At 33.1% G+C, this 12,565-nt stretch carries 9 protein-coding genes; 6 read left to right on the top strand and 3 right to left on the bottom strand.

The window, feature by feature from the left end:
- From ATE90_RS11105 to ATE90_RS11095, 3 genes are read right to left on the bottom strand one after another with little or no spacing between them, the layout of a single operon-like run.
- Entirely contained in the window at positions 1–4,668 is a 4,668-nt protein-coding gene (locus ATE90_RS11105; protein ID WP_101451406.1) for an Eco57I restriction-modification methylase domain-containing protein, read from the bottom strand.
- Positions 4,665–7,496 (bottom strand): helicase-related protein, encoded by a 2,832-nt coding sequence (locus ATE90_RS11100; RefSeq protein WP_101451405.1) that lies wholly within the window; start codon positions 7,494–7,496, stop codon positions 4,665–4,667. The genes ATE90_RS11105 and ATE90_RS11100 overlap by 4 nt, the downstream gene beginning before the upstream one ends.
- Entirely contained in the window at positions 7,493–7,675 is a 183-nt protein-coding gene (locus ATE90_RS11095; protein WP_101451404.1) for a helix-turn-helix domain-containing protein, read from the bottom strand. Before ATE90_RS11095 ends, ATE90_RS11100 begins: the two co-directional genes overlap by 4 nt.
- An 84-nt stretch (positions 7,676–7,759) precedes the next feature.
- On the opposite strand from ATE90_RS11095, the gene ATE90_RS11090 reads away from it, so the two are divergent.
- The 6 genes from ATE90_RS11090 to ATE90_RS11065 all read left to right on the top strand — a co-directional run bounded on the left by ATE90_RS11090 (position 7,760) and on the right by ATE90_RS11065 (position 12,554).
- The gene (locus tag ATE90_RS11090; RefSeq protein ID WP_101451403.1) at positions 7,760–8,275 is read left to right on the top strand and encodes a hypothetical protein; all 516 of its coding nucleotides are present in this window, start codon (positions 7,760–7,762) and stop codon (positions 8,273–8,275) included.
- Positions 8,276–8,946: 671 nt separating this feature from the next.
- Positions 8,947–9,321, top strand: a complete 375-nt coding sequence (locus tag ATE90_RS11085; protein WP_101451402.1) for an ArsR/SmtB family transcription factor — start codon at positions 8,947–8,949, stop codon at positions 9,319–9,321.
- On the top strand, positions 9,318–9,917 hold the full coding sequence (merTP, locus tag ATE90_RS11080; RefSeq protein ID WP_101451401.1) for a mercuric transport protein MerTP: 600 nt from the start codon (positions 9,318–9,320) through the stop codon (positions 9,915–9,917). The genes ATE90_RS11085 and merTP overlap by 4 nt, the downstream gene beginning before the upstream one ends.
- Positions 9,917–10,123 (top strand): GDCCVxC domain-containing (seleno)protein, encoded by a 207-nt coding sequence (locus tag ATE90_RS11075; RefSeq protein WP_084677408.1) that lies wholly within the window; start codon positions 9,917–9,919, stop codon positions 10,121–10,123. Before merTP ends, ATE90_RS11075 begins: the two co-directional genes overlap by 1 nt.
- Before the next feature lie 272 nt (positions 10,124–10,395).
- Complete coding sequence (locus ATE90_RS11070) at positions 10,396–12,093, top strand: multicopper oxidase domain-containing protein (RefSeq protein ID WP_101451400.1); 1,698 nt, start codon at positions 10,396–10,398, stop codon at positions 12,091–12,093.
- Between the two features lie 143 nt (positions 12,094–12,236).
- Positions 12,237–12,554, top strand: coding sequence for a DUF6660 family protein (locus tag ATE90_RS11065; RefSeq protein WP_069676948.1), 318 nt, complete (start codon positions 12,237–12,239; stop codon positions 12,552–12,554).
- Positions 12,555–12,565 lie beyond the last annotated feature (11 nt).

Below are 12,565 nucleotides of genomic sequence, written 5' to 3'. Positions count from 1 at the left end.
TTATTCAAAGTGTGCCCACGCAACTTTGTAGTCTTCAACTCTGTCACACTTCTCGAAAGGAGCGTAATAAGTTACCTTTTCACCGTAGTATAATTCACTTTTTTCAATAGTGTGATCATAGGTTTCACCATCTTTTAAATCTTTAATACTATCCCATATAGGACGATCCACTCCAACGCCTGTCAATCCTTTGGAACAAGTAAATACAATATTTCCTCTTTGGTCATACCAAGTATCTTCCTCATTTTGATATAAGACAGGGAATTGAATTTTATAAATAAGGATTAACTCTTCAATTGTCAAACCAATAGACATAGATACCAGCACATCAATTTCAATTAAAGCCAGTCTTCTTTCAAAATAAGTTCTTAGGGGAATTGTGACATTCCATTTAGATTCTACAGGAGATAAGGACTTTAATAAAGGTCTTTCAATAGACCAAGAGTCCTTCTCAAAATCGGGTGTCCATAGACTTTTCCACAATTCTCTGAAATGTATATTCACACAATTTAATCTCAAAGTCCTCAGTAAAAGACGATTTTTAAATTTCTCCTTTATTTCAAATGGAATCTTTAAAGCAGTTGATTTGTGAATCCTTGGATTTCCTGTGGATTTAATTAAAAAGTCGTATGGTAAAGAGGAAAAGGCCGATGTAAGTAAAACGGAATCCGTTGTATCAAAAAAATAAAAAGACGTTATCGAATCAATATGTGTTGAATTTGGAAGGGACAAAGAACATTGAAGTGTTCTCTCTCCCATTTGATTCACTCTACCACTAATAAGAACTTTATTGTTTTTTAACCAAGATTTCTTCTCGTTAGTGTTATACTCTTCTTCGAAATTAGTAGAAGAAATGAAATTCGACCTTGGAATATACTTTTCATCTATTGTTAGTATATCAACAACATCATAGTCCGCTTTTCCAATGCAATTTTCTCTTGGTGTTTTATAGATTGGATTAGAAATGAAAAAATGAGGTCCGGAATAAATAAAACATTCTGAAGAAAGGTCGACATACCTTGTTTCGTTTGCTATGATTTCTTTTTTCTGACTTTGACTTTCCTCTAACCCTGTTGTTACGGTTACATTATAGTCCTCCACAGTCGAGGATATTGAGTTAAACTTCCCTAAAACACTTATTAATTTTTTACTGTGTATTGTTGAAAGTTTGGATGAATAATAAAGATCATTGTTTTCAAAAAGTTTTGACAACACTTGAAGTTCAGTCTTAGTATATTTTAGAATACGATCTTGGTGCGGCTTAATATTCCATATAAAATCTCCATCACTGTTTTCTGTTTTTAATCCCTCCAAAGGATCAGTTGACTTAATGTTGTAACTTGAATCAATAGTAGAGGGAGTGAATAGATTATTGATATTGTCAAATTCTATTTCTTTATTCTTATGAGAATAAATATTGATACTGAATTTAAATCTGTGACCAACATCTTGAAAAAGATTAAACTGATTTTGGAATTGGAAATGATATTTTAGTCTCAGATATACTTCCGTTCTAAATTTCTGACCATTGCTGTCATCATAAATTCCTTCGGGGTGAAGTAACCCAATAAATGACGATTTAGATTTAATTAAATTAAAACATGAATCGATAATCGATTTATATAAATTGGGAGATTGACCATGTAGTCGAAAATGGTTTTGAACTGATTTAATAAAGTTTGAGGTTGAATCAATTTGAATGTTTTCGTTATAGAATTCATCAAAGTATGTTAGAAGAAACTGTTTTTTGTAAATGTTTGACTTAAGCGACGTCAGTTTTCTTATTAAAATTTCAGGATAAGACTCACTTATAATGTCTTTCTCATCAAATGAGATTTTGACCCATGGAGGATTACCCACTATCACATCAAACCCTCCTCTTTCAAGGAATACTTCGATAAATTCTAATTGAGAATGAAAGAACCTGTTTTGAATTGACAGATCTTTTACTAAGGACAACCTTTCTTTTTCATCAAACAAATTAGACTGTTCCGTCTTTTTAATAATCTGAGATTGAGCAACACCTAAAGTAGACTCCTCCAAACCAAATACTAATTGATCTGAATTGTCTGATGATAGATTTACATTAAGGATAGAAGAAATGTCATTTAAATATTGTTGTCTCGATGGAAGGAACTCTGCATTTCTCATATCCCAAAACCACAAACTACACCAGTAGTCCATCACCATCTTTAATTTGTAGTAGGGTGCAGATTGTCTATTACGTTGGTCGTTGAGTTGTTCTTTCTCGTCATAAGATCTTAGGTTCATGGTAACCTGTTCATCACTATTCACACCCTCCCAAACATCAAGTTTGTTTTTGGTTTGAAGGTTGAGTCGTTTTTGAAATTCAAAGTATTCTAAAACCATAGAATCAACAGACTCACAAATCTTTTGTAGTTGTTGTATTTCGGTTTCAGTAATGGGTTTACACACCTCTTTCTTCCAATCTGAAACTCGTTTGTATCGATCAGGATTTTCATTTTTCAAAAGTTTGATTCCAGCACTTGGAACCATGTTCTTGTCAGGGATTAAGAAGTGATATATCTGATTTTTAGATCTATTGATCTTTCCATTTTCAAATGAAATCATTTGAGGTTCACATTCCCACCATTTCTTTTTTAGTTCTTTAGTAGTAAAGGTCTTAAACCACGCACCAACTACCGCATTTCCTACCGTCAGTCGATTTGCAAAGAATGGAGTTTCCATATCCTTATGAATCACATTCAACCACAGAGATAACTTCCCTAACTCTATCGCAGTAGGATTAAGATCGACCCCATAAGTATTATTTGTAGCGATGTACGCTTTTACTCTCTGAAGTTCTTCCCTGTACTTCTCAGGAGAGATCTTTTTCTTAACCTCTTTCTGTCTGAAATTTAAATACGCTTCGGACAATTGATTAATAAGTTCGTTATGGAAGGCAGCCGCTCCCATTGCGGGTTCAAGAAGTTTAAGATCTAAAAGTTCAAGAGAAGACATTTCTCCCTTCTCTACTTTTTCCAATATTGATTTGAGGGTGTACTTAACAGTGCATTGAGTTAGCACCTCAGGAGTATAATAAGACGCAGACTTTTGTCGGTCACGTCCACTTAGTCGATAGACAAATCTTCCTTTTTGAATAATAACTTCATTATCATTTTCATCGGTAAGTACTTCATCTCGATGAAAGTCATCTCTTCTTGATCGAGGTACTAAGTAAGTTCCATCTTGAGGTTTCTTCTTAGCATGAACTTCTATATAATCTTCTTCAGCATAGAAACCTCTGTAAGCAAGTAAACTCTCATAAACACTTCCTAATTGATTGATACCAAGGTTTGCGTAGGAGATTCTTCCTCTTGCCTTTCTTTTTTGTTTTTTTGACAATGAAAGTTGACAAATTACATCTTGCCAAACAAAATTTCTGAATTTGACTTCTCCGAGATGATTTAGTTTTTTGTTGTCAAACAGAGGAGAGTCTATATGACGAATTTTAAAACTCTTATTTCTTCCATTTTCATCTTCTCTGTACCCTGAACTCATCAGTTCAAATAATTTTGAGAGTGATTCATGAAAGAAATATCCATTTCTACTGTGATCTGTGATTAATTGAGTTTGTTCTAAATCACGCAACATCTCTAAAGAGTACCCTCTTTGATACACTTGATCAGATATTGGTAGTATATCTAAATCAGGTCTTGATTCTGCATAGAAGACAAATAGGAGTCTGTAAATGATGTTAAGACAGTCATCCTTTACCTCTTGTTCAAAGGTGTCGTCAGACTCATCAAACTCTTGTAGAAGTACTTCTTTTTGGTAATGAAGAGATTCGTTTGCCAGTAACTCAACTGCATTAATGATACCTTCTTTTAGGTCTTTGGTTACCTCATACGCACTCTTATGTGAATCTTCATCCAACTGGTCCATAAGTACCAGCTCACTATCAGGAGATAACATCTCTTTTGAAAGTAAAAGATAGAAAAGTGAATAGTATCTTCTGTCAACAGTTGATTCAAAGAATAATTCTTCAATATCAAAACTGAGATAAGACCCTCTGAACCATTTTTCAACCTCAATAAGGTAAATCATGTTACCCCCAAGAACCATGATATAATGTGGTCTCTCACTTTGATCTATAAGGGAAAGTTCAGATATACACTTGTTGATGATTGCGGGAGAAATCTTTAGTTCCTTTGAAATTTCGAATACTCTCGACCATTGAGATCTGTGATATCTTTGTTCTGAGGTAGTATCTCCATCTTCATTATAACGTTGTTCAAACAACCCATCAGGTTCTTCATCCCCTTCTTTGATAAGAGGTTGAATCTCCATAATCATCAAATGGGGTTTTTCTCCTTTATACAGGATATGTCTTATCGGAATAACCTCCTTTTCTGATAAATGGAATGGAGAATCATAGTTATTTCTTTCACCTTCATACCCAAGTGAATTAAGAAGTTGGGTGTGAAATTGATGAGTTTCAAAGATTTTATCCTTGGTTCTCAATCTACCTTCAATGACAGATTGTTTGTACTTGAAATATTTATCTTTTAATGGAGAAATCCTCTTTTGGAGACCTTTATAATCTTCAGATGAATATCCCGATTTGTCATGAACCTTCTTAACAAAGTCCTCATCAAAGTAGTTTGATGAAAAGAAATCTCCTATATTTTCAATGAACTTTATCATAGGTTATAAAATGCTGATATTACTTTAATGTATGCGTCCTGTTCTAAACCAAACAAATCCTGAACATATTGACTGGATGAATCTGCAATCGTATTCACCTCATTTAACTCTTTCTCTTTACTCTTTATCGTAAAATTGGTTTCGGATCTTTCTTGAAACTTTATTTCAATCTGACTCAGAGAACTCTCTTTCCACTTCTTTAATTTGGATTCAAATACATCTAATTTCTCCCACATTTTAGATTCCAACTCTTTTTGAAGTGGTTTCATGTGGTTTTCCTGAGAAAATGATACGATCTGTTTTAGATCTCTCTCAAGAATTGAATTATCTGTATCTGGTATAGTTTTAGTGTAAAGCGTCCCACTTATTTTATATTGATCCAAAAAGTTTCTTAGTGATAATGATGTCATGTCACCAGAATGAGACTTGCGTACTACGAAAAAGTCAGATATAATGGGTTGACCTAAATTATTAGATACCTGTCCGTGAAGAACATAGTTTACTTCTCCCTTTGGAATTTGATCCAACTTTACTGAAAGTGCTTCGTTCTTTGGGACACTTGCTTCAAGTTTGGTAATATAATACTTGATGAGAGGGTGGTTCTCATATAAAATTTGGAATTCTGCCCAATCTCCTTTTCTCTTTCTCGCTTTCTCAATTGATTCTTGAACCAATTCTTTGTCGGTCGTTAACTTAAACAGTTCTCCAACATCTGGTTTTGATTCAGGAGGAAGATCATACAGAACCTCGTTTAGTTCCTTGGTATTGATTATTTCTAAGTATGAATCTTCCTTGTTAAATTCGTAATCATTCTTTGAGATGAGTCCTTTTGACTCTAATTGATGGAATAGTTCATCATAGAAATTAGACTCTTTTTCGTAAATACTAATTGGTTCAACAATCGGGTTGTCAACTATTATTGACTCAGTTGAGTCATCACCTCCAAAAAGGTTTAAATAAAAATCATCAGTAGAAGTATCAAGGTAACTTTCATCTTGATTTATAAGTGCTTCTTCGACTTTTTTCTCTTCTTGTTTAGAATCATATAAATTCATTACTTGTCCTACATCTCCAAGAGATCTATGAACTTCTTCTTCCTTTTCCGTTAATCTATTAATAATATGTAAGTCCGTCTTCAGTCCGTCAATATTTGATGTTGACAGGAGGTAATAGATAAATGGAGTGTTCTTTTGTCCATATCGATCTATACGTCCGTTACGTTGTTCTAATGTGATTAGAGACCAAGGAATATCATAATTAAACATTCTATTACAAAAGAAGTGAAGATTCACACCTTGTGATCCTGCATCAGAACATAATAATATTCTGATTTTACTATCTTTTTTTCCAAAATCTTCAATGATCTGTTGTTGTTCAATATCACTTTGAGACCCACTAAAAGAAATGATAGAATCTTCATCCAGATCAAAATCTTCAGTTAACCTTCTTTTCAAATATTCAAGTGTTGCTATCCTTTCAGAAAACAATACATAACGATCATCTTTTCTTTTACCAGACCATTTAAGTTCTTTAAGTTGATCTTTAAATCTATTATACTTGGAATCTGAATCATTATGTAAAATTCTTTCTAACAGTAACTTGCAGTCTTTTAAAATGGAAATATTTTCTTCCATGGAGTCACTTATAACCCCTAATGAATTAACTCTATCAATCCTATTGTTAATAGATGATAGTGCCGCTGAGGGAGATGACATAAAAGATTTAAAAATCATGATAGAGAATAAGAAATCTCTTTTCTCCTTACCTTGTTTTAAACTATTAAGACCTTGAAGTTTTAAATTTTGTTGAAACTCAAGAAAAGAGATTTCTTCATCAGACAACCCTGTATCTACTCTTACAATTTCTCTTTCTTGAAAATTATCTCTAACCGAAGACTCTGTGATGTCATTTTTAAATCTTCTTACATAATAGGGGAGGATATCTTCTTTGGTGTACTCACCGTTTTTTGGAATTGCAATTGGATCAATCATATTAATCAAGTTTGCAAAACTTTCTTTTTTACCATTATGTGGTGTTGCGGATGTTAATATTAAAGATTCACATTTGGTAGATAGATAGTTTGCCAAATCACCCCTTTGACTTGAAATATTAGATACTGTATGACATTCATCTATAACAATAATATCCCAATGTGACTTTTCAATATAATGTTTGAATTTTGCATTATTCTTTAATGTGTCTATTGAAATAATTGTCTTGTCATAATAGTCAAATGGGTTTTTATTCGCAGGTAATTCAGTTTTAATTTTTGATATCCCTTCACTATCTAATCTTACAAGTGGAATCGCAAATCGATTCCAAATCTCCTGTTGAAATTGTCCAAGAATAGATTTAAGAGCAAGAACCATTATTCTCTTTCCCTTACCTCGTTTAATCATCTCAGATAAGAAAATACCAACTTCAATTGTTTTTCCCAATCCAACAGCATCAGCAATTAATAATCTTGGACGTGGTAATTGGAGTGCTTTGAGTGTGGGTTCCAGTTGATATTCTGATTGATTGAACGCTCCTTTTGTTGCAATAGTAATTTTATCTGAAAAAACTGTTGAATTGCGAATCTGAGATTCTATATATAGTTTGGTTTCTCTGTAGTTAGGCGATGTGTCTCCAACGAACCTTGTGTTTGTAGGGTCGACAGGTTTAATGTCAGTATCAATAGATGTGTCAAAGGTAAATCTCTTTCCCTTTACTAAATCATTAATCCCTTCTACATCAAGTAAAAAGGATCCATCATGGTTAGTGAAGATATTTGTGATAAGAAAATCTTCACCTCTTGTTGATATTCGTTGTCCTATGGTTAGGTTCATTTAATCAAATCTTTCAAATTAACATCTAATATTTTTGCAATTTCACCTAATATCTCTAAGCGCGGCTGCTGACGGTTTTGTACATAACTGTTCACTGTATTGAAACTTTTACCAAGTTTCTCTGCTAACCAGATTTGTTTTATTCCCTTTTCTTCTAAGACCTCTTTAATACGGTTCATTATTTAGAATTTGATTAAAATCAAATTTAATATATTTGTGATTAATACACAATTTTTTGTTATGTTTATGACAATATAAAGTTTATGTGCGATCTAAACGGACCTTTTCGACTTTGTACCTGTAGTGATGATGTAGACTACACAAAACCTCATTGGATATTACGAATGAATAGTATTAATGATGACGTGGAGACAATGGTCACTATCGGGATGATGATGCCACTAAATCTCATCAACAAGATTGAAAGACGCAAAATTTTAAGGCGACTCAATACAGTTAATGTATTTGACTTTGAATATGCACCATCTGAGAATGATCAATTGGAATTGAATTTAGTGGATGATAATGGATATACGTTCAATTTTAAAAAAGGGAAGTGGGTTTTTGAAGAATGGTATGGTGAACATCAAGAATTTGAATATAAAAATCAGAAAGAAGGGATTATTGAGTCACTTCCTTCAAAATTAAAGAAAGTTTACAAACGTTACCTGAATGTTCTTAATGAAGGAGAAATGGACATAGTTGATTGCGGCTGGTCAAACTATAGAATGTCTGAAAAGAAATTGATAGAATTATTGGAGAAAAGAATTAGAGGTTAAAAAATAGAATTAAAATTTTAAAAATTTATGCTTAATCAACAGTTAAAACAAATGTCTGAGACATTAAAAAAATTAAAATCTAAAAAAGTAATTTCTAAGGATGATGAAATAAAAATTAAAAGTTTAGAAAGATTCTTTAATAACTATCTTGACGAGGAATAATAACATATTTAAACCATATTACTCAAGTTTTAAGATGAGTGGATCGTCTAAAGATGAAATTATGCTGCAACTTTGAATAATAGGGGGAGCAACTTATAATGATAAAACGGTTATACTTTTATAGTGTAACCGTTTTTTAATTAAAAGACTTCGGTCAAACATCCTCAAAGATTAAGAGAAGATCTCCCAGTGATTATAATACCAGTCCAAAATAGTATTGAAAAAAGTCTAATGCATCTTTATAGTATATTTCATTATATTTGAATTAAAATGATAAACGAGAACAAAAGTTCCTGTTATCCGGAACCAGAGACCTATAAACAGGAGATTTATTCCACATATAAGGAGTTACCCACAAGCTGAAAACCAACTGCATATTTTAGCACTTTCGGTTTTTGCCGACGCACAAATCCAACGCTGTAAAAACCAAAAGAGCTAAAATTTCCCAACGCTTGAAAATTACGTATTTAAGTATTTGCTTAAATAATAAATAATTGTAAATTTGTGTTATGGAAAATAAATCTTGCATAAGACAACAAGCCGATATTGAACAAATAAATCGTTGCAAAGACACAGTTTCTGTATTAAGCGAATCGTTCGACTATTTGGCGAACGGACTTTCATTAGTCGGAAATAGCGTTCGACTGAAAATACTTTACCTACTCTTTGAGGAAAAAAGACTTTGCGTTTGTGATTTAAGCGATATTCTTGGAATGAATATTTCTGCAATCTCTCAACATTTGAGGAAAATGAAAGACCGAAATTTAATAGAAACGGAAAGAGAAGCTCAAACAATATTTTACTCATTGACAGCGGAATACGAAAAAATGTTAAATCCGTTCTTTGAGCTACTTGATAAAAACAAAATCTTGGAAACGATATGAAAAGCGAAAACAAATTAATTGGTGCAGGTTTGTTAACGGCAATTACAGCTTCATTATGTTGTATTACGCCTGTTTTGGCTCTTATCGCAGGAACAAGCGGAATTGCTTCAACATTTTCTTGGATAGAACCTTTTAGACCTTATTTAATCGGGCTGACAATTTTAGTTCTTGGCTTTGCTTGGTATCAAAAACTTAAACCTCAAAAAGAAATCGACTGTGATTGTGAGACGGACGAAAAACCAAAATTTATTCAATCAAGGAAATTTTTAGGAATTGTAACTGTTTTTGCAATTGTAATGTTGGCTTTCCCATACTATTCTGGGATTTTTTACCCAAATACAGAAAAGCAAATAATCGTAGTTGACAAATCGGACATTAAAACAACGGAATTTAAAATAAGCGGAATGACTTGTGCGAGTTGCGAAGAACACGTCAATCACGAAGTGAACAAACTCAACGGAATTGTAAACTCAATGGCGTCTTACGAAAATGGAAATGCAATCGTTGAATTTGACAAGACCAAAACCAATGAAACGGAAATTGAGAAAGCAATTAATTCAACAGGCTATAAAGTAACGGACAAAAAAGAAAATTAATGGAAACTATATTAAAATCTGAAATCACTTGTCCAAACTGCGGACATAAAAAAGTAGAAGATATGCCAACAAACGCTTGTCAATTTTTCTACGAATGTGAGAATTGCAAAACGGTTTTGAAACCTAAAGAGGGAGATTGTTGTGTTTATTGTTCTTATGGTACAGTAGCTTGTCCACCAATTCAAGAAAATAAAAGTTGTTGTTAAAAAGCCAACGCTAAAAGCCATACACATTTGTAATTCGCATCAGCCGACACACAAGCCAAAAATTACAAAAGAGTATGTCTTTGCCAACGCTGCAAACCAAGCTGAACGGAATAAAGCCAGTGGGTAACAACGTATATAAAAAATAGCGGTTTAAGTGCTAAATCGAAATGGATTTTATAAATTTAAGGCCTGTGTTTAACCGAAAAGTTAGTGCAAAAAATCCGCTACTTTTCATATACAAGACCGTTGTAAGCAATTAAATAAAAAATAAAATGATAAAAAAAACAACTATTACTCTAATTGGGATTCTATTTTTTCATTTAGGAAATGCCCAAAACGCATTGATTATTCCAGACACTTTATCTGGGGCAAACATCAATTTAACCCTACAAAATGGGACAAAACAATTTTTAAGTGGATCGTCAACCAACACAATGGGTGCAAACGGCAATATTCTGGGGCCAACATTAATACTTAATCAAGGTGATTTTGTGAATTTTAATGTTACAAACCAATTGGCAGATACAACTACTATTCATTGGCACGGTATGCACGTATCAGCAGAAAATGATGGGGGTCCTCATACTACAATACCACAAAATACAACTTGGTCGCCAAGTTTCACAATTTTAGATAAAGCAGCAACTTATTGGTATCATCCACATTTGCATCACTTTACAGATAAACACGTTTCAAAAGGGATTGCTGGAATGATAATAGTAAAAGATAACGCAGAAGCGGCTCTTGCTCTACCAAGAACTTATGGTGTTGATGATTTCCCATTAGTAATTCAAACAAAAGATTTTGACAGTAGTAACCAAATCGTAGTACACTCAAATTCAGATGATATTGTAATGGTCAACGCAACAATAGACCCTTTCTTAGATGTGCCGTCTCAGGTAGTACGGTGTAGAGTTTTAAATGGTTCATCACAAAGAGCTTTTAATCTTGGATTGAGTAATAATCAAACTTTTCATCAAATAGCTTCTGATGGTGGATTGTTGTCAGCACCTGTTCAATTAACAAGACTATTATTAGCACCAGGAGAAAGAGCAGAATTACTTATAGATTTTTCAAGTATGAACGGACAAACGGCATTTTTAAAAAGTTATGCTTCTGAATTGCCAAATGGAATATACGGTGCGACAAATCCAGGTATGGGAGCTGGAATGACAATGACTGGTTATAATCCGAACCCATTGAATGGTGCTGACTTTGATGTTCTTCAATTTAACGTAGGAGTACAGACAGTTAATCCCATATCATCAATCCCATCTGGTTTGGTAACTGTTACTCCTATTCCTGAAATTAATTCAAATATTACAAGAACACTGACTTTTTCACCAGTTACAATGGGACCAAATCAGCTTAATGGTGAATTCTTGATAAATGGAGCAACAATGGATTTAAATGTCATTAATTACACAATACCACTTGATAATACTGAAATTTGGGAACTGACTAACCAATCAGGAATTTCGCACCCATTTCATATACACGATGTACAGTTCTATATTTTAACAAGAAATGGAGTTGCTCCCGCAATTAATGAGCAAGGAAGAAAGGATGTAGTTCTGGTTAGACCGCAAGAAACTGTTCGGTTCATAACCAAGTTTGAAACATTTTCAAATGATTCTGTACCCTATATGTACCATTGTCATATGCTGACTCACGAAGATGGTGGAATGATGGGACAATTTGTTGTTTCCAACCCTTTGTCAGTTGCAGACAACCTAATTAACGATTTAGGAATAAGTATTTTTCCGAACCCATCCATTGGAAAAATTACCATTAATTTTAGTGAACACCCATCAAGTATAATCGTATATGATGTATTGGGAAGAGAGCGAATGACAATCAAAGAATTTGATAATTCACAACTAACAATAGAAGAAATGCCTAAAGGGATTAATCTCATAATGTTCGAATATGGCAATGATCGATTTGTTAAAAAAATAATCGTGAATTAAAACTGCTTACAACAATATGTATAGTGCATAGCACCCTGCGGGATGCTACGACACCATACACGGAACGTTATGCATAATGCAGAAACCGAATTAAGAAAAAACTTTGCAATACCATTGCATTAAAATTATCTATCTTTGTGATAATGAAATTTACTACTATCATATTATCATTATTAATACTTGCTTTGTCAATGAAACCTTGTTCTGACGGAAATAATGCCGAAGACAAACACCAAGACGAAATAAGTGCTAATCATAATCACCAAAATGATAGTGATGATACTTGTCCTGTAACTTGTATTTGCAATTGTTGCGGAACATCTATTACTTATCAAGTAATTAAAACTCTTGATTTGGGATTAAAAAACCGAATTTCTACAGAAATATTATTTGTTTATCAATCAACATACAGATTTGATTTTCACTCAAATATTTGGCAACCGCCACAATTGATTAGTTAAATTTTAGACTC

The sequence above is a fragment of the Polaribacter sp. Hel1_33_96 genome (assembly GCF_002846595.1).
Lineage (GTDB): Bacteria > Bacteroidota > Bacteroidia > Flavobacteriales > Flavobacteriaceae > Polaribacter.
The sequence above is the reverse complement of the archived record's forward strand: the minus strand, read 5'-3'. Positions and strand labels throughout refer to the sequence as shown.

What these genes read in the sequence shown, in the direction of transcription:
- ATE90_RS11105 (WP_101451406.1), bottom strand. Translation starts at nt 4,668, where the DNA reads ATGATAAAGTTCATTGAAAATATAGGAGATTTCTTTTCATCAAACTAC.
- ATE90_RS11100 (WP_101451405.1), bottom strand. Translation starts at nt 7,496, where the DNA reads ATGAACCTAACCATAGGACAACGAATATCAACAAGAGGTGAAGATTTT.
- ATE90_RS11095 (WP_101451404.1), bottom strand. Translation starts at nt 7,675, where the DNA reads ATGAACCGTATTAAAGAGGTCTTAGAAGAAAAGGGAATAAAACAAATC.
- ATE90_RS11090 (WP_101451403.1), top strand. Translation starts at nt 7,760, where the DNA reads ATGTGCGATCTAAACGGACCTTTTCGACTTTGTACCTGTAGTGATGAT.
- ATE90_RS11085 (WP_101451402.1), top strand. Translation starts at nt 8,947, where the DNA reads ATGGAAAATAAATCTTGCATAAGACAACAAGCCGATATTGAACAAATA.
- merTP (WP_101451401.1), top strand. Translation starts at nt 9,318, where the DNA reads ATGAAAAGCGAAAACAAATTAATTGGTGCAGGTTTGTTAACGGCAATT.
- ATE90_RS11075 (WP_084677408.1), top strand. Translation starts at nt 9,917, where the DNA reads ATGGAAACTATATTAAAATCTGAAATCACTTGTCCAAACTGCGGACAT.
- ATE90_RS11070 (WP_101451400.1), top strand. Translation starts at nt 10,396, where the DNA reads ATGATAAAAAAAACAACTATTACTCTAATTGGGATTCTATTTTTTCAT.
- ATE90_RS11065 (WP_069676948.1), top strand. Translation starts at nt 12,237, where the DNA reads ATGAAATTTACTACTATCATATTATCATTATTAATACTTGCTTTGTCA.